This is a genomic window from Tolypothrix bouteillei VB521301 (assembly GCF_000760695.4).
GTDB lineage: Bacteria > Cyanobacteriota > Cyanobacteriia > Cyanobacteriales > Nostocaceae > Scytonema > Scytonema bouteillei_A.
On record NZ_JHEG04000001.1, the window covers coordinates 6428717 to 6454532 of the forward strand.

Consider the following 25816-nt stretch of genomic DNA (forward strand, 5'->3'; position numbering starts at 1 on the left):
ATTATGAATTATAAATTATGAATATTGAATATGACTGTTAATCGCCGTCATTTCTTGTTTTTACTTGGATCTAGTGCTGGTGTTTTGGCTTTAGATGCTGGTACTTTTGCACAAAAGACTCCCAGTAGAAAGCAGCCTAATTCTAATGCACCAGGTGCTATTCAACTACCACCACTACCCTACTCGTACAATGCGTTGGAGCCTCATATAGATGCCAAAACCATGCAGTTTCATCACGATAAACACCACGCGACTTATGTAAAAAACTTGAATGCTGCATTAAACAAGCATCCAGAATTGAAAGGAAAAAGCGTTGAAGCTCTTCTTCGCAACCTTAACAATCTACCAGAAGATATTCGTACAACGGTACGCAATAATGGTGGCGGTCATGCGAATCATGCAATGTTTTGGAGAATTATGAAGCCAAAAGGTGGTGGAGAACCTACAGGTGCGATCGCATCCGCCATTAAAGAAAGTTTTGGCAGTTTTGCAAGTTTTAAAAAGCAGTTTAATGAAGCGGGTGTCGGTCGTTTTGGCAGTGGTTGGGTTTGGCTCGTGCGGACTAAAGATGGTAACCTTGCTGTGATGACGACACCCAATCAAGATAGTCCTATAGTTGAAGGAAACTACCCCATTATGGGTAATGACATATGGGAACATGCATATTACCTCAAGTATCAAAATCGTCGTGCCGATTATTTAAAGGCATGGTGGAATGTTCTAAACTGGGATGAAATTAACAAGCGTTTTGTTGCCTCAAGTACAAGGTAGTAAAGGATACACATCTTCATTGCTTCTCATCTTTAAAGGGGAACTCAAGTTCCCCGAGTCAATTTAGGCGATCGGGTGCATCCTTAATTTCACAAAACGTAAATTCAAACATAATTTTAAAATTTAAGGATTTTGACCAAAATTACTAAGATAATTGTAAAGTTCGCGAAATAGAGGGCATCTTTGTTGAACTTCATTTGGCTGTATTTGCAGTAATAGCAAAGGAGTATGTAACCCTTTAGAAAAGCGTGTTACGCTTCGATCAAACTCATCTAAAACACTTGACTCAATAAGTGCCTCTGATAACTTTTCTTGACAACAATCCCTTTCATAGTCATATTCACTAAATGATTCTGGACTATCAAAAGGAATATTTCTTTGTGTACTTAGCCACCAACGCATATGCTGATGTCTGTTCTTAAAATCTGGATGTTTAGCTATTGAATTATTCCAATCTGCTATAATCCAAGACTCTAATTCAGGAGCAGCAAATCCAACAAATTTGGAGATGCTAGCACTTTCTGGTATTTTTGATATCGTTGTCAAAATTTTTTCTCTTTGATTCTCTGGGTTTCGGCAATCTAAATCGTCAAAAACTAAAATTAAATCGCATTTGTTGGGTTCATATTGTAAGGTAATAGGTAGTTGGTCGCTGATTTGAGCGACCAAGCTTTGACCTGTTCTTCCATAACTAACTCCTTTATTAGGCTTAGGACCAGGTTTTTGACGAACTGGTGTTTTTCTTTCAAATCTACATCTAGGAAAGTTTTTTTGCAAAAAAGGAATTAATCCTCTAACTTCTGCTTCTCCACCGCCAGCAAAAACCCATATTACCACGGCCATCCTCCAATACTAGGATCGCCAACGCGATATAAATCACCTAATTGCCATCCTTCTTCAAGTTTTTGATTGAGCATTTCTTTGGAAAGTGTTTTGATAGAGAAATGGGTTTCATCTTTTGAATAAAAACAAAGAACATTCTCTAGACAATCGGTAAAATGATCCAAAAGATCGGGGCTATATGTAGTAATAATTACTTGAGTCTTAGTTGCTGCTTTTTTAATCCATTCAGCTAAAATTGGCATCCAAGATATGTGTAAGCCCAGTTCCGGTTCATCAATAACTAGTAATGAAGGAAGAATTGGAGAATTTAATATAGTAGCCCAACATAGCATTCTAACAGTTCCATCTGATAGTTCATTTAAATAAAAAGCTTCTTTAATATCTTGAAAATACCATTCTACAGTCAGAGATAAGCGACCTGAGCGTATAGGTCTGAGCCGACGTGTTTTTGGTAAAATGGATTTTATGGCGTTGTTGATACCTTCATCAAAATCAATATCTTCCTGAATTAAATTCTCTAAGACCAATGCTAAATTATCTCCAGACGGAGATAAATAAATATCGCTACCTCCGATTTTAGGCTCTGCTGTTCTGATTTGATTCAAATCCATATTGTTAGCATTATAAAATTGCCAATTAGAAATAAATTCAACCAAATCCCTTCTAATTCTATAAATAGGCGTACTTTCAGGAGGGTATTCACTATCTTCCAGCAATCGAGGAATGGCAGAAAGACCTAAAGAACTAGTACTAATATTGTCTAAAGGCTTAAAATGAGTACTTAAACTTTGTCCTGGTGTCTTATAAACAGATACAACACCTTTTCCTGCTTCTTGATTGTGAAATTGATAATAATAGAAAGGTTGCGATATACCTGATTCATATAAATCTTCCCCACTATACAAAAATTCCTCAGCGACGCTAACTCTAGGTGTATTCTTATCAACATAAATTTTCAGATCGAGAATTTCTCCATCTTTTTTAGAAAAGCTAGTTTGTGAAAAGGGCAAAAAACAGTATGCCAATCTTACTACAGCAGGACTTGCTACACTGCTATCTAAAATTCTATTACCACCAATTTGAGTAACTCCATTCTCAAAACTACTAACCCCTCTAATTTCATCAGGAATATTAATTAAGCTATCTTTTAAAAATTTTAAACAGTTGATAAAGTTACTTTTTCCCGAACCGTTTGAACCGATAAAAATATTGAGGTTCGTGAGATTGACCTCTTTATCTAAGGACAAATTTTTATAATTTTTGGTAGCTAGAAAGCGAAGAAGGGTTTGATTCATAGTGTTGTAAGTCAGTTGCAGATGGTCAATTGTTATTAAAGTTGACTTTTTCGTATAGGACAAAAACTTTACGAAAATTAAATGATTGCTACTACCAATGTTTCACACCTTCGCCGTTTTGCTGAAGCCGAAGAATAGTAGAAAATCAAGTTTTGAAGTTTTTTCACTGAAGTAGTCTCTTATTATACTTAAAGAGGCTTTTGCGTAGGGACACCAACAGCACGAGGAAACTGAGATGGTGTAGTTCCTACTTTCCGTAAATAAAGACAGTGACGAATGCTGTGAGTGAGGGGAGTAGTAAATTCTTCGACTGATTCAATTGTCCCACCAAGTTGTTGAACGGCATTTTCTAAAGACGTTGCTTCTTCTTCCGTCCAATTACCCCGATAAATGACGGCTAATCCGCCCTGTTTTAACAACGGTAAGGTATATTCGGCGCAGACAGAAGCTGTTCCGACAGCACGTATGAGAGCAACATCATACCGCTGTCGGTGTTGGCTTTGATGAGCGATCTCTTCTGCTCTCCCGATCGCCGTTTTAATGTTAGTCAGGTGAAGGTCATCTTTGACGCGATCGAGAAAAGCAACTTTTTTCCGAGTGGAATCTAGAAGAGTTACAGTGCTATCAGTAACAGTCATGGCTACTGGGATACCAGGAAAACCCGCACCAGTTCCAATATCAATAAATGTCGGAGATTGGGGAGATGAAGGAAGTGAGGGAGTAGACTCTTCTTTGTCAGGTGTGTTTTCTTGTGCTTGTCTTGAAAGCAAAAAAGCAATTCCCCGTAGAGAATCCCAAAGATGCTTTTCCCAAAACTCTTGAGGATCGGTGATGCGAGTCAAATTTTGTTGGCTGTTCCCGGATAAAATCAACTCGTAAAGCTTTTGGAAAAGATCTTGCTGCTGGACTGTGGGAGTCCAATTCATGGTTTGCTGCCAGATATTTACCATATCAGGCAAAAAAGGCGAATTCAAGTTATTCACAATTTTTAGGTTTGCCGATAAACTTTTGCTATGCCAATGACTGTATAAGCTAATGAGTGTAGAAGTTACAGATTTTTCATGAGAACTGTTATTAGGTAGTAGTTAGTGGCTGTGGGATGTAGCCACTCTGCATTTCACCACTCACCAATAACCACTAACAACTAACAGCTTTCATGTCAAATATGTAAATTCAATACGTAACCGCTTAAAGCAGTATCTTAAGTTACGTTTTTTAGTAAAAATGCTACGGATTTTTTACAATAGCACCTTGCATTAACTCTGACAACTGCTTAGTATTTTAATCCTTAGCTGATATATCAAGTCTCTTTCTTGAGTTTATCAAGCATACACGGAAACCTGCTTTATTCGACCATGAAAAAAACAACTACTTTAACAACTGCATTATTCGCAACTTGTGCCATGCTGCTGACAGCATGCGGGGGTGGTTCAACCACTAGTACCAATACAGAAACTAATGGTAACACGAGTACTAGCTCTACAACTAACACGGCTGCGACGGCAAACACATCAAGTGAAATTCCCATCGGTATTGCCTTTGCACAAACAAGTAATGTCGCTTTGCTCGGTCAAGAAGGTGTTGCTGGGGCAAAAATTGCCCAGAAGTATTTTAATGAGAAAGGCGGCGTTAATGGCACTCCAATTAAACTGGTATTCCAGGATACTAGTGGTGATGAAGCAGGGGCGATTAATGCTTTTCAAACTTTAATTAACAAAAATAAAGTAGTTGGAATTGTGGGTCCAACTTTGTCACAGCAAGCTTTTGCAGCCGATCCTTTTGCCGAAAAAGCCAAAGTTCCAGTGATTGGAGCATCAAATACTGCAAAAGGAGTACCAGAAATAGGTGATTATGTTGCACGTGTATCAGCACCTGTTTCTATTGTTGCTCCTAATTCAGTCAAAACTGCTCTTAAAGAAAATCCTAAGATTAAGAAAGTAGCAGTCTTTTTTGCACAAAATGATGTATTTAGCAAATCAGAAACAGAGATTTTTCAGAAAACAGTTAAGGATCAAGGACTGGAAATTGTAACAGTTCAAAAATTTCAAACCACGGATACAGATTTTCAAGCCCAAGCAACTAATGCTATTAACTTAAAACCCGATCTGATCGTTGTTTCGGGTTTGGCTGCTGATGGAGGGAATTTAATCCGACAATTAAGAGAATTGGGCTATAAAGGTTTAATCATTGCTGGAAATGGACTGAACACGGGAAAAGTTTTCGCAGTGTGTCAAGCATTTTGTGATGGTGTGATTATTGCTCAAGCTTACAGCCCTGAATATTCTGGAGAAGTTAACAAAGAATTCCGTGCTGCTTATTTAAAGCAATATAATGAAGAACCGCCCCAGTTTAGCGGTCAAGCTTTTGCCGCAGTGCAGGTGTATGTCGAAGCTCTGAAATCTTTAGATAAAAAATCAAAAATTAGTACATTACCCTTACCTCAACTGCGGACAGAATTAAATAAAGAGCTACTATCAGGAAAGTACAATACTCCTCTTGGTGAGATTGCTTTTACTCCTGTAGGCGAGGTAATTCAAAAAGAATTTTATGTTGCTCGAATTACGATGGATAAAAGTGCCAAGAAAGGTAAATTTGCTATTTTAAAGTAGTCAAAATCAATTCCGTACACAAGGGTGCATTCCGTTTTTGCAAATTCCGTCAGAATAGAATTCTGGGGCTATACAAACCAAGCCCGCGCAGGCGGGCTTTGTATTAAGTCCACGTAGGTGGACTTTGTTTGTATAGTCGCGATTTTCAATCGCCCGATGTTTTTTTTAATTGGGATGCTCCCGCACACAAAGAGGTATAAATTTGGGTAACGGGCATCAATGTATGTTTGATAATGCCCTTTACCCAATACCTCATGCTCTATTTTCCAAACAGATGAATTTCAGTCTATTTTTACAACAATTTTTCAACGGATTATCTATCGGTAGCGCCTACGCTATTTTTGCCTTGGGGTACACTTTGGTTTACTCTATTTTAGGTATTATTAATTTAGCTCATGGCGCAGTCTTTACCTTGGGTGCATATTTCACATATGCACTTATGGGTGGTACTTTTGGATTTAATGGTGTTCTGGCTAATGCAACTCTGCCAATACGATTACCCTTCCCTGTTGCTATGATTTTGGGAAGTGTTTTGGCTGGGTTGATAGGCGTGGCGATTGAACGCATTGCCTTTCTCCCTTTACGACAACGAGGTTCTGACCCATTACTAACGGTGGTTTCTAGCTTGGGTGTAGCATTTGTTATCGTTAACTTAATACAGTATTTAGTTGGTGCAGAAAGTTATACTTTTCCAGAAAATACTTACGGTAACTTACCAGTTTCTATCAACTTTGGCGCACCAAACAGCCCAATTCGTATTCGTAGCGCTCAGTTGGTAATTTTTGCTGTCTCTGCGATCGTTGTGACAATTCTAACTTTTTTTATCAGTAACACAAAATACGGTAAGGCAATGCAGGCGATCGCAGAAGACCCCACAACTTCAAGCTTACTGGGAATAAACAGCGATCGCTATATCGTACTGACATTTTTCATTAGCAGTTTTATTGCAGGAGTCGCGGGAACTTTAGTCGCCACTAGCGTCAGCATTGCTGGACCGTACTTCGGGCTTGGTTTTGGGTTGAGGGGTTTATCGGTGATTGTCTTGGGCGGATTGGGTAGCATCCCTGGTGCAGTCTTGGGCGGTTTACTTATCGGGTTAGTCGAAGCATTTGTCCCTGGGGAGTATTCCGGTTACAAAGATGCCGTTGCTTTTGGCATTTTGTTTATTATGCTGTTAGTGCGACCTCAAGGTTTACTTGGTCGTCGGTTTATTCAAAAAGTCTAGTCTATGGAAGGTCGGAATATGTCATCTACAGCTATTACCACCATGGTAAAAATGATGGAGTCATTACCTGAAGACTTACAAAACCAAATTGTTGAACACCTTCGTGAGTATATTGAAGATTTAACAGATGAGATGCAATGGGATGCTACGTTTCAAAAAACTCAGCAGCAACTTATAGCTGCTGCTCGAAAAGTTAAACAGGAAATAGCAGAAGGAAAGGCTTCCCCACTAAATTATGACCAGTTATGAAGTCTGCTACTTTACCTTCCTTTTGGGAGACTTATAGTTCTTTAAATGATGATACTAAAAATAGTGCGAGGAAAGCATATCGCTTGTGGAAACAAAACTCTTTTCACCCATCTTTACACTTTAAATGTATTAATCAGGAGGAAAGTATTTGGTCTGTTAGAATAACCCGTGGCTACCGAGCTATTGGTATTTTGGAGGGTGATACAGTCACATGGTTTTGGATTGGTAAACATGAAGATTATGAGAGATTTTTCTCTTAACTACATCTCAGTGACAATACTTTATGGCTGAATTTTTTACGACTTATGGAGCTCTTATCGTCTCTATGGTATCGGGGGCGCTTCTGGGGCTATCTCTGTACTTACCTCTGATGGCTGGGCAATTGTCTCTAGCAAGTCCCGGCTTCTATGCTTTGGGTGGGTATATTGCTGCTATTCTCTCGACAACTATTTTTTCTACCACCGGGGTTTTTCCCGTTCCACTGCTATTGCTGGAAATGCTGATAGCAGGTATTGTTTCTGGTTTACTGGGAGTAGCAGTGGGAGTACCAGCGCTGCGGTTGCGGGGGATTTATTTGGCGATCGCGACCATTGCTCTTGTAGAAGTTCTGCGAGTGTTAGCTCTAAACTTAGACATTACGGGTGGGGCTGTGGGTATTTTCGGTATTCCTCAACCTTTCTCCGAACCAATTGAGTATTTATGGATTGCGCTACCATTACTGATTGTGAGTATGGTGCTGATTTATCGCTTGGAACGTATAAAAGTTGGTAGGGCGTTCTTGGCGATTCGCGAGGATGAATTAGCTGCGAGCGCAATGGGTATAAATCCAACTTACTACAAAGTTCTGGCATTCACTTTAGGATGTATTCTTGCGGGAGTAGTTGGTGCAATCAACGCTCACGTCCTCAACACGTGGAATTCACGTCAAGGGACATTTGATACGAGTATTAACTATCTCACTTTTGTGTTAATTGGTGGTTCCAGAACTTTTTTAGGTTCGGTAGTAGGAGGTATGGTGTTCACAGCTTTACCAGAGGTGTTAAGAGCAATGGCAGATACGGGCGGTATACCTCCTTGGTTGGCACAATTATTGCGAGATGGCAGGTTAATTATTTTTGGACTGCTGATTGTCATTGGGACGATCTTTTTTCCCCAAGGTCTTGTGACTCCAGATATATTTAAGAAGCGCAGAAAACGCCGCACGTAGGTAGAGTGACCACCTGACTGATGACTCAAGAAACTTTCACTAAAAATTCTGAATTATCCTTACTAGAAGCTAAAAACTTAACCCGCCGTTTTGGGGGTTTAGTAGCAGTCAATAATGTATCTTTTCATGTAAATAAATATGAAATTTTTGGACTGATCGGTCCTAACGGTGCTGGGAAAACTACACTATTCAATTTAATTACGGGCTTAATTACACCTTCTAGCGGTCATTTAATTTATCAAGATAGAGACATTTCTCGATTGCGTCCTCACAAAATCGCAGGTTTGGGGATTGCGCGAACATTTCAAAACATTCGCTTGTTTGGCGAACTCTCAGCGTTAGAAAATGTTGTTATAGCAAGGCATTTGCATACCAAGAGTAGTATGATGCAGGGGATTTTGGGCTTGCCTCCTGCTCCTAAAGAAGAACAAAACAGCAAACGAAGAGGGGTAGAATTATTAGGGCTGGTTGGTTTAAGCGATCGCCTGGATGAAAAAGCGAAAAACTTTGCCTATGGTGACCAAAGGCGTTTGGAAATAGCACGCGCTCTTGCTTTAGAACCACAGGTCTTACTTTTAGATGAACCAGCAGCTGGTATGAATCCCAGTGAAAAGCACCAATTGAGTGAGTTTATCCGCAACTTACGCCAAAGCTTTAACTTAACTATCGTTTTGATCGAGCATCATGTTCCCTTAGTTATGGGTTTGTGCGATCGCATAGCTGTTTTGGATTTTGGTCAATTGATCGCTTTGGGTGAGCCATCTGTTGTCAGAAACGATCCAGCTGTGATTGAAGCATATTTGGGCAATGAATAAATCTTTTAACCGCTAACTGAATGCAGATGAACGCAGATAATTTGAGAATTTTAGAGCTGAAAGACCTTTACGTAAATTATGGGGGTATTCAAGCTTTAGAAAATATTAATTTATTTATTAATAGTGGAGAAGTCGTCACTCTTGTGGGTGCTAATGGTGCGGGGAAAACAACGACTCTCCGCGCTATATCTAAGATAGTGAATCCCCGTCGTGGTGAAATTCTTTATAACGGACGCAATATCACTCGCCGTCAGCCTCATGAAGTTGTGCAACTCGGTATTGCTCACTCTCCTGAAGGACGAAGGGTATTAGCACGACAAACCGTGTATGACAATTTGTTATTGGGTGCTTATATTCGAGGCGATCGAGCAGAAATTAAAGCAGATATTCAGCAACAATTTGAGTTATTTCCCCGCTTGTCACAAAGGCGCAATCAATTGGCGGGAACTCTCAGTGGAGGGGAACAACAAATGCTCGCCATAGCTCGTGCTTTGATGAGTAGACCAAAACTTTTGCTGTTAGATGAGCCTAGTTTGGGTTTAGCACCTGCGATCGTGAGAGAAATTTTTAGCATTATTGAAAACTTACGCGCTACGGGTGTGACTATTTTGTTGGTTGAACAAAACGCCAACCTCGCTTTACAAATTGCGGATCGCGGTTATGTTTTGGAAGCGGGTTGCATTACTTTATCAGGTCGAGCATCGGAATTAATGACCGATGAGCGAGTTAGAAAAGCTTATTTGGGGTAATAAGCTTGCATTTGTACTCAATATTGAATGGAGTAAGCTAATAATTCTTTAACTTGCACAACCTCAAGAAACCTAGCTCTTGTGACACGGGCGTCCTTGAACGTACTTAAAGTGCATTCTTAAAAGCGCAAGGGCTTATACTAAATCCGTTTTCTAACCCCTTTTAGCCTAGCGATTGGAAATCGCGGCTATACAAACGAAGTCCGCCTACGCGGACTAAATGATAAAGGCGATACAAGACGAAGATTCAGTATTATGCTTGCGCGTGAGTTCGTTGTGTCCAGTTTGATTCTTTGTGCTTAATTAATTGATAAGCTTATCATTGTATTCCAAGCGACCAACTTTGTTAATTTTTATTAAAAATTGTAAAAAATAATATAGTAATTGAGGAAAAACATCGCTTTCACAAAACTTGTCGGTCTACTGAGTATATTTATAAGCTCTGCCGAAAAGCTCTATGAGCGTCGCAGCCCATGATGTTAAATCTACAATACGGACAAAAAACACGATATAATATATACTAAATATGTCATGCTGATATCCGGGCATGACTAACCCCCAATCTGTATCAGCCTAAGTCAATCAACAGACCTTTAATGAATCAGCTTGAGGTTGGTTAGCTTAATCGTTCACTTTTGTCTTTCACTGGCTGATAAAACTTATTGAAAGTTGTTAAATTCAATCAAAGAGCAAAAGTAATGGGTGAATGCAAAGGATTTTTATTTTGGTAATAACCGATATGATTTCTCTTATAATTAGATGTCTGACAGATTACTACACCTAGATGATGTAAAAAACATAAGAAAACCAGAACAAGTAGCAGCAATATTTCAAAAACTTGGGTACAAAGCCATTTGCGAATTGCTTGATGTTACAGATTTAGAACTTTCAAAGAGTAGTACTCAAGCTGTTAATCATGTCTACTTAATTGCAAACCAAGGAAATGCAGAGTTACAGGTTCTTCTGTTTCAACTTAAACCGTCAGAATGGCTTTCGCTTGATGCAGTTTCTTATAGAATGCAAGCTATTGCCAAAAGCCTCTGTCAGCGATTGTCTTATTTTTTATTATTATGCACAAGGGACTACAGCCAGTTAATGCTCGTAAGTCCTCGCATGAGCTTTGATGCTCGAATGAATTTTAGGCTCAATATTAACAAATATTTCATCAACACTGCTGACCCTAGTTATCATGACCTAAATCGATTAGAAAAAATTGCTGCTTTTTCACTTGAGCCCCAAACGCTTCACCGAATTCAACATGAAGCACTTAGATTTAGAGAACTTCAAAAGCAATACGAAACCCAAGATTCAATTCGCTGGTATCTACAACAAATTGGTCGAATTAAATTATTAAAGGCATCAGAAGAAATTTTTCTTGCTCGTCAAGTTGCACAGTTAGAAGCGTTAGAAAACATTAGACAACGATTACAAAAACAACATCAACGTAATCCTCAAGATGAAGAGTTAGCCTTAGAATTTGGTATATCCGTATCACTGCTGCGTGAACGAATAGCAAATGGGCGCTTTGCTAAAAATAAGCTAATACAGGCAAATCTACGGTTAGTTGTTTCCATTACTAAGAATTACATAAATCGAGGGGTTGATTTTTTAGATTTAATTCAAGAAGGGAATTTGGGATTAATTAAAGCAGTTGAGAAATTTGATTACACAAAAGGTTACCAACTATCAACCTATGCAACTTGGTGGATTAGGCAGGGTATAAGACGAGCGATTAATAATCAATCCCGCACAATTCGCCTACCAGTTCACTTGTGGGAAAAAATTTCCTTAATTAAAAAAACAACTAAGCAACTTTCTCAAGAAATTGGTCGTCTTCCCAAACAAAAAGAAATTGCTGCTAGTTTAGATGTAACAGATGAATATTTACAATCTATTGTTAAATCTGCCTTACCAATAATTTCTTTAGATACACCAATTGGTAGTGGAGAAGATAATGTATTAGCAGATGTTATTGAATTCGATGGAGACACACCGGAAGCTTGTTTAATTAAAACTTGTTTGCGAGAAGAATTAGAAAGTATCTTATCAATACTTCAACCGCGAGAACGCCAGATTTTAGAGATGCGATATGGTGTAGACGATGGATACGAGAAAACTTTGGAGGCAATTGGTCAGCAATTTGGTTTAACCCGTGAACGCATTCGTCAAATTATCAATAAAACAATCAGTAAATTATATAGTGAAATCCCCAGAATAAGCAGATTGTCGAAATTGATACCTCAAATTGTTAATTCTACACCAGAAACTTTTGTTTTATCAAATGCTTCAACAAAGAAATTCAATTTAGAAGAAACAACCGTAATCCATAACTTTAAAAAAGAGAACAATCTTGGCATCGTTGTTATGAAAGAAGTTATGAAAAAAATGAATTCAAGTCAAAGGGCTCAGACTATGGAATATAATTCTAAAAATTTACTTGAACAACTTGGTTCTTTAAAACAGGATTTTAACCAACTAAGTGAAAAATTAACCAGGGCAGCTAGAGAGTTCCAGCATCCTGGTATACCAATAACCGAAGAATTAATTTCAGAATTAGGCGAATGCCGAGTCAATTTTGTAAAATTGCGTGACAGAACCCTAGAATTAGCAGTTAAATATGAAGTATCTCCTATCCCTAAGAAGATCGAACTTCTTTCATATCATGACATCGAATCTTTAGCGCAAAATATAGGCGAGTTGGAAAAGAAAAAGTTAGATAGTGAGCAACTAGTTCATCAAGCTTTGATGATTTTACAGCGTGTTTTATCAATTGTTCATCGAGTAGAAAATGATTTCCAACCTTTAGTAGAGTGTCAAGTAAGAGCCAACGAACTCTACCAAGCCATTATAAAATCCCAAGAGTGTGAACATCCCGATATCAAAAATTTAACTGATGGTGCTCATCCATTATCGAAATTACTGACATTAATTACACACTGGGAAGATTTAGATGATGATAGTTTGGCAGACCTTCAAGATTCTGTGTCTGAAACATTTGGTAGAACTTTGTCTATAGCAGCAGTAAGAGGAAAACTAACTGTTAAAGAAGACTTTATACAAGGCATAACATTACCTTCAAGTATTAAAACTGATGTTCAAAGCTTCTATGCCGAAACTCATCAAACAGAAAAATTCTCTGTGAAACAAGCAACTAAAGAGCAATCAAATGTACTACAGGGGAACACAGAAATTGCATCACATAATAATCAAGTTATAGGAGAATTTCAGACAAAGGAAACATTAATTACAACTCCAGAAAATTTAGCTAAAAGAGAATTTATAATTACAGATAAGCCCAAAGTGGTAATAAACCAGAATGCTTTTGGAGAAAAGAAGACAGAAGAAGTACAGCCCCAAGATCGGCTAACCCTAGAAGATATAGAGGAACAAAATACTATATCTATCAGCGAAGAAGAACCACTAGCCCTTCGCAAACAAATTTGGAAACTACTTAGAGAAAACCAACTTTGTTTGGCTTATTATTTAGCACGTAGTTTAGAAGATATTTACCCCAATTCTCAATTAAATATACCATCAGGAATAATTCGAGGAGTTATTTTAGGTTGCCATATACGCTATGATTTCGGATTGGGAGAAATTGCTAACATTCTCAGAAGCGATTTTACAAACCTTACGAATAACTATTTTACTGATGGAGATAATGATTGGAACCAAGCTGTTAGTTTGCTTTTAGCCACTGCTGCTCTCCGTCCAGCATTACTTGCCCCAAATACTCACGCTCCAGCAATACTTCTCTCACTTAGATTGGGAGAAGGTCTGAGTCAGCTTTATCGGTACTGCCAAACTATAGGTAACTTCGGAAACCAAGGTTTAGCCTTGGATACGACAGCCATTAAAACAGTCAGAAATCAGACGTTGTGGGAAGCCGATGTTACTGCTTTACGTAAGCAAGTTGAAGTTTGGTGGACTCAAGCACCACGTTTAAATATGATTTATGGTCCTGCTAAGGCAGTTTGGAATGAGTGGATAAAGCCAAATCAACTTATTTATTCTCTTATATTGCCAATTCAACAAAACGATTTGAGCAGGCTAGATGCTGTTAAAAATTATGTGGGGCAATTGTCGTCAGAAACTCAAATTAATGATGAAGTCAAACGCAAACAGCGCGAACTAGGTTTAATTCGTGGTAGTAGTGATACTATCACTGGTCTAGCTCTCAATCAAATTCGCCAGCACGTTCGGGAAGCCGTTGATTTTGCTCGCCAGTGGATTTCTTTACAAGAACCTTGCACGAGAAATCGTAATAATTATGACTACAGTCAAGCTCAACTATTGCAACAAGATTTGGCAAGCCTTTACACTTCTGTTTTGCAACAACTGAATGCTTTCGATAAGAGTAATTCATCAGTCCTGATAAAAGCTGGAGTTTACTGTTGTAAAAAAGCAATCGAAAATATTAGCAATCTTTTTGAACCAAATGCCACATTACCAACAGTAGAATTTGATTTAAAATATCTCCTCAATGCAGAATTGCTCAAATTACCTTCAGTGCCTATGGATTCTAATTGGCAACCTGAAGTCAAAAGCCCAAATTTGTTTGTGAAGGAAATAATTAATTTTTGTAAGGAAAATAATTTCAATTGGGAACAAGCTTTCCATGCAAGGTGTACCTGTCAAGACCATGAGGCAACTGGACGAATTATTGAGTATCTTCGAGTCTATCCAGAGAAATCAATTGATATAGATAAATTAGAGCAGCAACGTAAAGCTAGTATTAAACATTGTCGCGATGAATTAGAGAAAACAGTTAAAAATACTAGAAAATTACTGGAAGATAATGTTGCTTTGGGTTTACTTAGAGAAACCGAGCGATTACACTATGCATCTCAGATAGAAAAAATAGAAGCCTCTACAAAAAAAACTCTACGTTTTTATGAAAAAAACTTATATCTTTCAGAGATTGGTCAAGCGATAAATGCTAAACGGCAGGAAAGCATTAATGAGACTAGGAGCAAACTAATTAAACTAATTGAAGAAATGGGGGAAGACAATCCTGCATATGCTCGAATTAGCAATGTGTTGGATACAGGTGATGTCCTGACTGCTAATGAATATATAGATATGGTGCAGCAAGGAAGACAAATACCCGAACCAGAAAATAGGAGAGAAGCCTTTAAAGACTTCTTTAAGGAGAATTATTTTTCTATAGAAGACGTACTTGAGCCTGCTGACAGAAATCCAAACAAGCGACGCGAACTAATAAATAACATTGCTCAGCGCATCAGTATTGGACCTCTACAGATGCGGCAGGTACCCGGTGCCCAGGCAAAGCAAGCATCTAAAATGCTCGATACTTGGTTTGCAGTCAAAGGAAGAAAGCAAGCAATCACAGATAAAGATGCTAGTCAAATTCTAAGCAGCTTCGGTTTTAACACTGACAATATTATTATCAAAAAAGTTGGGAATCATACCTGGATTGATGTCACCACTGAGCCGATTCAAGACAAAAAGCGTTGTTCCATGCCCGCTTTTGGTTCAGAGGCAAAAGGTCGTTATCGTATTCTCTGCGTATGGGACAGACCTTCAGAAGAAGAAATTCTTAATGCTGTTGGACACACTTCTCATGGCTCTGCGGTACTAGTGTTTCATTTTGGACGGATGTCAGAAAAAAGGCGTAGAGACCTAGCCCGATTGTGTCGGGAACGCCGTCGTACCTTTATCGTTATTGACGATGCTGTCATCTTCTATCTTTGTGGAGAAAGGGGCGCACGTCTATCAATATTATTTGAGTGTACCTTGCCCTTCACTTTCTTAGAACCATATACGACTACTTCAGGGTTTGTTTCCCCAGAAATGTTTTACGGACGGGAACGGGAACGAGACTCGATTATTTCTCCTACGGGTTCTTGTTTTATTTACGGGGGACGACAGTTAGGTAAAACGGTTTTACTGCGTTCAGTGGAGCGTGAGTTTCACTCACCTAATGAAGGGAAAATTGCACTTTGGCTCGACCTTAAATCAGAAGCAATCGGTTACGATAGGGATATTGATGAAATTTGGAATTTACTGGCCTCAGAATTTAGAAAAATCGGAGTAATTTCTGATAATAAATCTAATCGTGTAAAAGCAGACGAACTGCTAAAAGAAATTGAAACTTGGCTGAACCAGGATACAAACCGCAAGATTCTGTTGTTACTAGATGAAGCAGATAAATTTCTGGAAGCTGATGGTAAAAAACGCACAGCAGACAATGACGAAAAAGGAGATTTTATTCGTTCTGCTCGTTTGAAAGGATTAATGGACAGAACAAATCGTCGTTTCAAAGTAGTATTTGCTGGCTTGCACAACGTACAGCGTACTACCAAATTGGAGAACCATCCTTTAGCACATTTGGGAGAGCCTATTTGTATTGGTCCACTGTTGAATAATGGTGAAATGCGGGAGGCAAGAGCCTTAATTGAACGACCATTTGCTAGCATTGGCTATAGCTTTGATTCGCCCGATTTAGTCACGCGTATTCTCTCACAAACTAACTATTATCCAAGCCTTATACAACTTTATTGTCAACAATTACTCCGGCACATTACTAATCCTGATGTTGCTAATTTTGATATCCACAATGGTCCACCTTATACTATTACTTCACAGCAAGTTGATGATGCCTACAACAATCAGGACTTACGTAAAGCTATTCGCGATCGCTTTATCTGGACACTGCAATTAGACCAGCGCTACGAAGTGATTGCCTACACAATTGCCTATGGCTCTATAGAGAGCGAAAATGGCATGGTAAATGGGTTTAATTTGTCTTGGATTCGTAATGAAATACTAACATGGTGGTACGAAGGTTTCCAAGGTTTATCATCAGATGAAATTCTAGTTTTACTAGAAGAAATGGTCGGATTAGGGGTTTTACGTGTCACTAGTACGGGTGGATTTACCCTTAGAAGTCCCAATGTACTACTCCTTATGGGAACCCTAGAAGAAATAGAAGTAACACTCTTGCAGCCTCGTGAAATACCTCTAGAATATGAGCCTGCGACTTTTCGTTCAGCTATTGGTATAAAGGAAGACTCTAGGCGCAGTCCCCTAACAGCCCAGCAAGAATCAAAACTGCTGCTGGCTGAAAACGGAGTCTCTATTATATTTGGCTCTCAGGCAGCAGGACTTGATGACTTGGATCTTTATGCCAAATCAGTTGTGAGTAAGAAAAAGGAATATTTTGATAAATATTTGGATAACATCTCATCTTTAGATGAATTTAGCCAAAGCTTGAATCGTCTAATTCGTAATCGCCAAAAAGAAGGTACAACAATCATTTTTGTGTCTGCTTTAGCCAAGTGGAATCATCACTGGATTGATGAAGCAATTGCACAGATTGGAAGGTTGAGATCAAACAATTCTTTTGTGCGAATAGTTTTTATTGCTGACCCTCAAATAGCATGGGACTTAATCTGTGATCGTAGCACAGAATTGAATCGTGTTAACAGAATAACCACTTTGAGTTTAAAACCTTGGCATGATGTAGCTCTACGGCAATGGCTACAAGATTGTAATTTTCCCAGTGATAAAAATAGTCGAGAAAAAATCACTACAGGGACAGGAAATTGGTCAGCATTACTGCATCGTTTCTACCAAAATTCCAAATCTGACATACACCGTTGGGAATTGCATTTAGAAAGAATCAAAGATTCATTCAATGACAGCCAAGAAGCACTTTATTTTACTACAGAACATTTAGGGATTGACCTTTACGAACAACAAAAAGTCTTACGAGTTTTAGCTCAATTGTGTCAAATGTCTCCTGATGGCAAAGTGTCTCTTAATGATTTAGTAGATTTTATTCATGACCTCCAGACAGAAGTTGTGAATAAAGTTTTAAAATGGGCAGACCTACTTAGCCTAGCCAACCCTGTAGGTAAGAAAGACGGTCAGGAATATTGGCGTGTAGAGCCAGTTATTGGTCATATCCTCGAAGCTATTGGAGAATAAGACTTAACCCCCTGTCCTATTTTTTACGAAGGAAGGGGGTTAAGTTATTTTGGCGGCAGATACTTTGGTTTCGTTGCAGAAACTCGGCACTCAACTATCTTCCGTACTGTCCAACCTAAAACAATATATGTGACTATTTTAGTGGTAAAAGGTTTGTAACTTATGCCTCTCCCCGATTACATAGACAATAAACAACATAAACTGGAAGACGTTTTGCGAGCGCTCATTTTAGATGAGAGCCAAACAAACCTAGACATTGCTACTGGATTTTTCCGAATAGAGGCGTGGATACGGCTAGAAGCAGCTTTTAATGCTTTAACTAATTTACGTCTACTGATCGGTCGCGACCCCACAATTCGACCAGCAGAGGGCGATCGTATTGACTTAACCAGCTATTTTCACCATGACGTACAAAAACAGTTAGAAGTAGAAAAATATAAGCTGAAATATAAACAGCAAATTGACCGTTTAATTGCATACCTACAGCAAGATCATATCCATGTCAGACTTTACGGAGCCATTGGTGAAGGAGCGCAGTTTCTACATGCCAAAGCTTATGTTTTTGATAATTATAGTATTATTGGCTCCAGTAACTTTACACCTGCCGGCTTGAGTGGCAATACAGAATTAAATGTATTAAATAAAACTTTAGTAATAGCCCAAGACCTTCGCCAAAATTGGTTTGAAAAATTCTGGGCAGACAAAAGTGTTGATCGTGAATACAAAGACAAACTAATTAATGCTTTAAATGCCTCTAAATTCGGTAGTAAAGCTTATACACCCTACCAAGTGTTTTTAAAAGCACTTTACGAACTTTTTAAAGAAGACACCTTGCCAGATACAAGCATTCGCACAAGTTTAGAACTAGCTAGTTTTCAACAAGAAGGTTTTGAACGTGCTGTCAGATTATTGGAGCGCCACCGAGGTTGCATAGTAGCAGATGCAGTTGGCTTAGGCAAAACTTACATTGGTTTGCGGGTACTTGACCACTATCTGATCAAAGACAAGCGTCCTGGTTATGTACCTCGTGCCTTGATTGTATGCCCTGCCCAATTACGAGATTTAGTGTGGTTGAAAAAGTTAGATGAATTTGGAATTAAGGCAGATGTAGTTTCTCAGGAAGAAATTAGTCGTAAAACCTTCGACATCCGTCGTTACAACAAGCATGACATCATCGTCGTGGATGAGTCTCATAACTTTCGTAATAGTGCAACAAATAGATACATAAATTTACAGAAATTGATTGGTAGTGGCAAGCGAAATAAGCGGGTATTATTGCTAACCGCAACACCATTAAACACTAGCATTTATGACCTTTATCATCAAATTTTACTGCTGACACGGAACACAGAAAAATATTATCAAGGATGGGGAATACCCAATCTCAAAACTTATTTTAAAGAGTTAGCAAAAGGTGAGGCAGAAATTACTGAACTGCTGTTTCAAACAATGGTAAGACGCTCTCGCAAAGATGTTATCAAGCGACAGTTAGCAGGGGAAGAAATTTACATTAGTGGTCAAAAAATTAGCTTTCCTAAGCGTCAATTAAAACAATTCACTTATAATTTTGAGGCTTGTTACCAGGGTCTTTACGCTAGAATTGCCAATCAAATTGATGAATTACATTTAGCTCCATATAACATCAAAGCTTTTAAACAACAAAAAACTAAGCAAGAAAATGATGACATACTGCGGAATGATGCCCTTATCGCCTTAATGAAGTCACTGTATCTAAAACGGCTAGAAAGTTCTCTAATTGCATTTGAAAGCAGTATCTGCAAGCAGAAAGATTTTCAAGAGAGATTTTTTACTTTGTTACAACGGGGGAAGCTGCTAGACAGCAAAAATTTTCGCAAGATTCTAGCAGCAGAGACAGATGAAGAAGATAATATTTCTGTTAATGAGTTAATTGAATCTTTGGATGAAATTGACCTGAATGATTACCAAATTGATGAGTTAAGCAGTCGTATTCAATCAGATCTTAATATCCTTACCAGTATTCATAATCAACTATTGCAAATTCAAAAAAATGTAAAAATAGGACAAGAATCCGATCTCAAGCTAGTAGAATTTAAACAATTGCTAAAGAACGAACTTAAGGCTAAAAAAGTTTTAGTATTTAGCTATTTCAAAGATACTGCCGATTATTTGTACAAACAGTTGATAGCAGATGATGAGTGGTTAAAGGAGATGTCAATAGATGATCGTCTACTAACTATTGACAAAATAACTGGCGAAACTGCTGGTAAGCAAAGAGAAGAAAAAGTTAAGCAATTTGCGCCCAAAGCTAACAACCAAAGTCAGCAAGAACAGCAAAATTCTCAGAAACAGGAAATTGACATTCTTATTTGTACCGACGTTTTATCGGAAGGCCAAAACTTACAAGATGCAGGTGTTTTAATTAACTATGACTTGCATTGGAACCCAGTAAGAATGATTCAGCGTGCTGGTCGGATTGACCGTTTAGGCACTAACTATGAAGAACTATTAATTTATAACTGCTTTCCCGAAGAAGGTTTGGAAGCTTTACTCGGATTGGTGCGGCGATTACAAAGTCGAATTGCTATGATTAATGAGAAAGTTGGATTAGATGCTAGTGTTTTAGGAGAAATCATTTCAGAGAAATCATTGGAAGAATTATACCGACTTAAGAAAGCAATGAGTGATGCAGATAAAGAGGCAATTTTAGAGGAACTAGAACAAGTTGCTGATTTGGCTTCTTTAGAAGAAATGCGTTTACCTCTACTAGAATTTTTCCAACAAGAAGGTGAGCAAGCAGCTGAAGAAATTCCACTAGGAATTCACAGCACGCGCCATTTTCATATCCCTGAAATGAAAGATGGGGGAATATTTCTGGCATTTCGTGCCAAAGATAAACACTTCTGGCAATTTTATCCCCGTATTAATGATGTAATTTCCCTTAATCAAGACCTACGAATTAGCGACAAGCGTAAAATCTTTAATTGGCTAAAATGTAAAGCGGAAGGCTTTCCGCTTCCAGAGAAACTGCTTCCAGTCAAGTTTGACAACTCTATATTTGATATTTTGGAAGGGGCTATATGTAACTTGATGGCTTACTTTAAAAAGCAACAAGCTGGTAGCCAATTAAAACCTAAGCTAAATAAACGTTTACAGCAAATTTATCACGCTTTGACTGAATTGAAACCTTTCAATGAAGAACCAACATATCAAGAGATGAGGCAGCGAGTATTAAAGGTTATTACCACAGTTAATCTTCGTGTCTATGAGCGTGACATAAAAGCAAATTGGGAAAGATACCTTGAAAACAAAGACTTACATACACTAGTTTCTGCGCTAGATGAATTGTTTGTCGATCAAGATCAATATCATGAAATTGAGGAAGAAAGAGAAGTAAATCCATCAGAAATTATTGAGGAAGAAGATATTCAGCTTGTTTGTTACCAGTGGTTTCAAGCAGAATAGCGCTGGCTTCTTAAATTTCTATTGTATGCAAGAGGTTCCCCAGAAAGATATTCGACTCGAAAGCAGAAACACAAACAGAATCAACCGAAAAAAGAGCCAATACCATGGAGATATGTCGGTTATGGCAGAGAATCTCAGCCCCCCAGACTCTCTGGAGAATACCAACCCCCCAGAATATCTGAAAAAGCAGGCTTGATTGTAGAACAACTTAGCGAACAAAATAGCGAGCCAAGACGTTTTCTCATTGAAGAGGCGGTTTTGTTGCTCGCAGAAAAATTCCAGCAAGTACTTTTTGCAGTGGCTTAGCTGTGTTCAAAAAATTCAGAATCAACGCTCAAGCCTGTTTCCCTTAATTACCAAGAATCAAGCTTTTGGGCTTTTATTCCTTACTTAGAAATGAGAGCGAAACTGCTCACAAAAACAATTTGTAGCGTTGCGATCGCTCGAACGCGCAAGCCGTACTCGGCTTATCGCTTTTTACAATAGATGATTTTATGTCGAGAAAATCTCCCTTGTTTTCGCGCTCATGTTGAGTATGCGGAGTGATTCTTTTTTCTCTGGAAATTCTAAAATCCTACAGAAAATTTTACAAGAAAAATTTCCGGATTATTGTATGATGAGTGAAAGAGGAAGCGCTTATGTTGACTGCAAGAGCACTTCCTCAAAAAAATAAATTTAATAATTAATTCTGGAGTGATCTTAGCATGATTAAAGCACCGGAAACAGCTCCTGCTGTGAATTTTTCTGAAACAATTGCTGGGGAAGTTCAATATCTCATCCGCAGACTCGCTAAGCCGGGTAAAGACTTGATAAAAGAAGTCATAAGCGAGATTACCTACACAAATCCCTCCTTATTACTAGGAGCAGCCAAAATTGGGCAATTATTGCTTTTCCTCAAAGATCGACTCAAGCCCAAACAATACGAACACGCCCTAGCCAACTCTTTGGGATGGATATCAGGTATTGCCAACCAGTTATTGAAACTAGCCCCCATACTTGGAAGTTTCACCACAAAACAACTCGAGCAAATCAATCGCCACCTCTCGCCGTCAGCACTCTACAAATTAGCTACGGGTCGGACACCAGTTGAAGTTATCAAATCCGTACTGGAAAAAGCTTGCACCCAAGAGGTTTCCAAACAAGATCTTCAAATCGAAACCAAGAAACACAAAGACAATCAACCGAAACAAGAGCCAACGCCATGGAGATATGTCGGTCATGGCAGAGAATATCAGCCACCCAGAATTTCTGAAAAAGCAGGCTTGATTGTAGAACAACTGAGCGAACACAATAGCGAGCCACGACGTTTTCTCATCGAAGAGGCGGTTTTGTTGCTCGCAGAGAAATTCCAGCAAGTACTTTTTGCAGTGGCTTAGCTCTGTTCAAAAAATTCAGAATCAGCGCTCAAGCCTGTTTCCCTTAATTGCCAAGAAACAAGCTCTTGGGTTTTTATTCGTTACTTAGAAATGAGAGCGAAACTGCTCGCAAAAACAATTTGCAGCGTTGCGATCGCTCGAACGCGCAAGCCGTACTCGGCTTATCGCTTTTTACAATAGATGATTTATGTCGAGAAAATCTCCCTTGTTTTCGCGCTCATGTTGAGTATGCGGAGCGATTCTTTTTTCTCTGGAAATTCTAAAATTCTATAGAAAATTTTACAAGAAAAATTTCCGGATTATTGTATGATGAGCGAAAGAGGAAGCGCTCGTGTTGACAGCAAGAGCACTTCCTCGAAAAAATAAACTAATAAACATAATTCTGGAGTGATCTTAGCATGATTAAAGCACCGGAAACAGCTCCTGCTGTGAATTTTTCTGAAACAATTGCCGGGGAAGTTCAATATCTCATCCGCAGACTCGCTAAGCCGGGTAAAGACTTGATAAAAGAAGTCATCAGCGAGATTACCTACACAAATCCTTCCTTATTACTAGGAGCCGCCAAAATTGGGCAATTATTGCTTTTCCTCAAAGAGCAACTCAAGCCCAAACAATACGAACACGCCCTAGCCAACTCTTTGGGATGGATATCAGGTATTGCCAACCAGTTGTTAAAACTAGCCCCCATACTTGGAAGTTTCACCACAAAACAACTCGAGCAAATCAATCGCCACCTCTCCCCATCCGCACTTTACAAATTAGCCACGGGTCGGACACCAGTTGAAGTTATCAAATCCGTACTGGAAAAAGCTTGCACCCAAGAGGTTTCCAAACAAGATCTTCAAATCGAAACCAAGAAACACAAAGACAATCAACCGAAAAAAGAGCCAACGCCATGGAGATATGTCGGTCATGGCAGAGAATATCAACCCCCCAGAATTTCTGAAAAAGCAGGCGCGATCGTAGAACAACTGAGCGAACACAATAGCGAGCCACGACGTTTTGTCATCGAAGAGGCGGTTTTGTTGCTCGCAGAAAAATTCCAGCAAGTACTTTTTGCGGTGGCTTAGCTCTGTTCCAAAAATGCAGAATCAACGCTCAAGCCTGTTTCTTTGAATTGCCAAGAATCAAGCTCTTGGGCTTTTATCCAAACGCCGTAATACCTCATTCAACGGGTGCGATGGGGATGTAAGGCGGCAATTGACGAATGCATCTTCGACCAATTTTTATCATAGGTAAAAGAGGGAGAAGATGTATGAGGCATGAGCTATCTCTGAGAATGCTTAACTTGCAGCGTTGCGATCGCTCAACAGCGCAAGCCGTACTCGGCTTATCGCTTTTTACAATAGATGATTTTATGTCGAGAAAATCTCCCTTGTTTTCGCGCTCATGTTGAGCATGAGGAGCGATTCTTTTTTCTCTGGAAACTCTAAAATTCTACAGAAAATTTTACAAGAAAAATTTCCGGATTATTGTATGATGAGTGAAAGAGGAAGCGCTCATGTTGACTGCAAGAGCACTTCCTCAGAAAAATCAATTTATTTAAATTATTCTGGAGTGATCTTAGCATGATTAAAGCACCGGAAACAGCTCCCGCTGGGAATTTTTCTGAAACAATTGCAGGGGAAGTTCAATACCTCATTCGCAGACTCGCTAAGCCGGGTAAAGACTTGATAAAAGAAGTCATCAGCGAGATAACCTACACAAATCCTTCCTTATTACTAGGAGCCGCCAAAATTGGGCAATTGTTGCTTTTCCTCAAAGATCAACTCAAGCCCAAACAGTATGAACAAGCCCTAGCCAACTCTTTGGGATGGATATCAGGTATTGCCAACCAGTTGTTAAAACTAGCCCCCATACTTGGGAACTTCACCACAAAACAACTCGAGCAAATCAATCGCCACCTCTCTCCGTCAGCACTTTACAAATTAGCCACGGGTCGGACGCCAATAGAGGTTATCAAGTCAGTATTGGAAAAAGCTTGTACCCAAGAGGTTTCCAAACAAGATATTCAAATCGAAACCAAGAAACACAAAGACAATCAACCAAAAAAAGAGCCAACGCCATGGAGATATGTCGGTCATGGCAGAGAATATCAGCCACCCAGAATTTCTGAAAAAGCAGGCGCGATCGTAGAACAACTGAGCGAACACAATAGCGAGCCACGACGTTTTGTCATTGAAGAGGCGGTTTTGTTGCTCGCAGAGAAATTCCAGCAATCACTTCTTGTAGTGGCTTGATATTGATTAGAATTGAGTGACAGCCTGAGTAAAAGAAAAAACCATCAATGTCTTCTGTTTGCCTCATATCTCCTTTGACTGCTACTAATCAAAACTTAATAGAGGCATATCAAAGCGATTATGGCATTCTCTACCAAGGCGATTGTCTCAAGTTTCTCAATGCTCTTCCCGATACGTGTGTCGATCTAGCATTTGCCGATCCGCCTTTCAACCTAGGTAAGGATTACGGCAAAGGTGTGAACGACCAAATGAAATCCGAGGAATACCTTGAATGGTCAAAACAGTGGCTGAGTGAAAGCATTCGTGTTTTAAAACCTGGAGGCAGTTTATTTATTTTCAACTTGCCTAAATGGTGTATCGAGTATGGTGCATACCTCAACCAAAAAGGTATGCTTTTTCGCCATTGGATTGCATGCAGGATGCCAAAAGCTTTTCCTCGTGGCAAGCGAATGTCCCCGGCTCATTATGGATTGCTTTACTATACGAAAGGAGAACCCACTGTTTTCAATAAAGTATATACACCCATTCAAGTTTGCCGACATTGTGGAGGAGAAATTCGCGATTACGGCGGACATCGTAAAAAGCTAAATCCTCAAGGCATCAATTTGATGGATATTTGGGATACTCCTGAAGATGTCTGGGAAGATGCATCGGGCGATCGCACTGAAGAAACTTTTTGGACAGAGCTTGAGGAAATGTGGAGCGACATTCCACCAGTACGACACCGCCAATATAAAACAAGAGGTGCTAATGAATTAGCTCCGATTATGCTAGAACGTATCATTGCCATGGCATCAAACCCAGGACAAATAGTTATCGACCCCTTTGGCGGTTCTGGAACTACATTTTATGCCGCAGAGAAGTTGCATCGGTATTGGCTTGGTACAGAAATTGGTGATGTTGAGCCAGCAGTTAAGCGACTAAAAGATTTAGCGCTTGGGAAAGTAGAAGAATGGGAATCAGCTAGGGGCAAGAAAAAAGCGAAAATTTTGCACAATGATTCAAAACAACTAGATTTATTTTCTTAAAAATCAGACGAT

At 39.0% G+C, this 25816-nt stretch carries 18 protein-coding genes; 15 read left to right on the plus strand and 3 right to left on the minus strand.

The features are described 5' to 3' along the window. The first annotated feature begins 30 nt into the window (after positions 1 to 30). On the plus strand, positions 31 to 771 hold the full coding sequence (locus tag HC643_RS26040) for a superoxide dismutase (protein ID WP_038083579.1): 741 nt from the start codon (positions 31 to 33) through the stop codon (positions 769 to 771). 123 nt (positions 772 to 894) lie between these two features. Here HC643_RS26040 and HC643_RS26045 read toward each other — a convergent pair whose 3' ends face one another. The 3 genes from HC643_RS26045 to rsmG all read right to left on the minus strand — a co-directional run bounded on the left by HC643_RS26045 (position 895) and on the right by rsmG (position 3835). Further along, complete coding sequence (locus HC643_RS26045) at positions 895 to 1608, minus strand: hypothetical protein (RefSeq protein WP_202048655.1); 714 nt, start codon at positions 1606 to 1608, stop codon at positions 895 to 897. Beyond that, on the minus strand, positions 1602 to 2909 hold the full coding sequence (locus tag HC643_RS26050) for an AAA family ATPase (protein WP_038083588.1): 1308 nt from the start codon (positions 2907 to 2909) through the stop codon (positions 1602 to 1604). The genes HC643_RS26045 and HC643_RS26050 overlap by 7 nt, the downstream gene beginning before the upstream one ends. 188 nt (positions 2910 to 3097) lie before the next feature. Continuing rightward, positions 3098 to 3835, minus strand: a complete 738-nt coding sequence (gene rsmG, locus HC643_RS26055) for a 16S rRNA (guanine(527)-N(7))-methyltransferase RsmG (RefSeq protein WP_408019866.1) — start codon at positions 3833 to 3835, stop codon at positions 3098 to 3100. A 429-nt stretch (positions 3836 to 4264) separates the two neighbouring features. On the opposite strand from rsmG, the gene HC643_RS26060 reads away from it, so the two are divergent. From HC643_RS26060 to HC643_RS26125, 14 genes are all read left to right on the plus strand, one after another. Further along, complete coding sequence (locus HC643_RS26060) at positions 4265 to 5518, plus strand: ABC transporter substrate-binding protein (RefSeq protein WP_038083597.1); 1254 nt, start codon at positions 4265 to 4267, stop codon at positions 5516 to 5518. Between the two features lie 274 nt (positions 5519 to 5792). Next, positions 5793 to 6743, plus strand: a complete 951-nt coding sequence (locus tag HC643_RS26065) for a branched-chain amino acid ABC transporter permease (RefSeq protein ID WP_038083599.1) — start codon at positions 5793 to 5795, stop codon at positions 6741 to 6743. 18 nt (positions 6744 to 6761) lie between these two features. Beyond that, complete coding sequence (locus tag HC643_RS26070) at positions 6762 to 6992, plus strand: hypothetical protein (RefSeq protein ID WP_038083671.1); 231 nt, start codon at positions 6762 to 6764, stop codon at positions 6990 to 6992. After that, positions 6989 to 7252 carry a ParE family toxin-like protein gene (locus HC643_RS26075; protein WP_050046851.1) on the plus strand — a complete coding sequence of 88 codons (264 nt, stop codon included), beginning with the start codon at positions 6989 to 6991 and terminating at the stop codon, positions 7250 to 7252. The genes HC643_RS26070 and HC643_RS26075 overlap by 4 nt, the downstream gene beginning before the upstream one ends. Positions 7253 to 7275: 23 nt before the next feature. Then, a complete protein-coding gene (locus HC643_RS26080) occupies positions 7276 to 8199 on the plus strand; it encodes a branched-chain amino acid ABC transporter permease (protein WP_038083601.1) in 924 nt (307 codons plus the stop codon). A gap of 20 nt (positions 8200 to 8219) precedes the next feature. Continuing rightward, positions 8220 to 9014 carry an ABC transporter ATP-binding protein gene (locus tag HC643_RS26085; RefSeq protein ID WP_038083604.1) on the plus strand — a complete coding sequence of 265 codons (795 nt, stop codon included), beginning with the start codon at positions 8220 to 8222 and terminating at the stop codon, positions 9012 to 9014. A 26-nt stretch (positions 9015 to 9040) separates the two neighbouring features. Continuing rightward, positions 9041 to 9763, plus strand: a complete 723-nt coding sequence (locus tag HC643_RS26090; RefSeq protein ID WP_038083673.1) for an ABC transporter ATP-binding protein — start codon at positions 9041 to 9043, stop codon at positions 9761 to 9763. Between the two features lie 759 nt (positions 9764 to 10522). Then, positions 10523 to 17716: a sigma-70 family RNA polymerase sigma factor gene (locus HC643_RS26095; protein ID WP_237265947.1), complete on the plus strand. Its 7194-nt coding sequence runs from the start codon at positions 10523 to 10525 to the stop codon at positions 17714 to 17716. 162 nt (positions 17717 to 17878) lie between these two features. Further along, positions 17879 to 21160: a helicase-related protein gene (locus tag HC643_RS26100; protein WP_038083608.1), complete on the plus strand. Its 3282-nt coding sequence runs from the start codon at positions 17879 to 17881 to the stop codon at positions 21158 to 21160. Positions 21161 to 21181: 21 nt separating this feature from the next. Next, a complete protein-coding gene (locus HC643_RS26105) occupies positions 21182 to 21466 on the plus strand; it encodes a hypothetical protein (protein WP_050046847.1) in 285 nt (94 codons plus the stop codon). Positions 21467 to 21864: 398 nt separating this feature from the next. Continuing rightward, a complete protein-coding gene (locus HC643_RS26110; RefSeq protein ID WP_038083610.1) occupies positions 21865 to 22536 on the plus strand; it encodes a hypothetical protein in 672 nt (223 codons plus the stop codon). Positions 22537 to 22934: 398 nt separating this feature from the next. After that, entirely contained in the window at positions 22935 to 23606 is a 672-nt protein-coding gene (locus HC643_RS26115) for a hypothetical protein (protein ID WP_038083612.1), read from the plus strand. Positions 23607 to 24104: 498 nt separating this feature from the next. Beyond that, positions 24105 to 24776 carry a hypothetical protein gene (locus HC643_RS26120; RefSeq protein ID WP_038083614.1) on the plus strand — a complete coding sequence of 224 codons (672 nt, stop codon included), beginning with the start codon at positions 24105 to 24107 and terminating at the stop codon, positions 24774 to 24776. Positions 24777 to 24823: 47 nt separating this feature from the next. Further along, complete coding sequence (locus tag HC643_RS26125; protein WP_038083616.1) at positions 24824 to 25804, plus strand: DNA-methyltransferase; 981 nt, start codon at positions 24824 to 24826, stop codon at positions 25802 to 25804. The last annotated feature ends 12 nt before the right edge of the window (positions 25805 to 25816 follow it).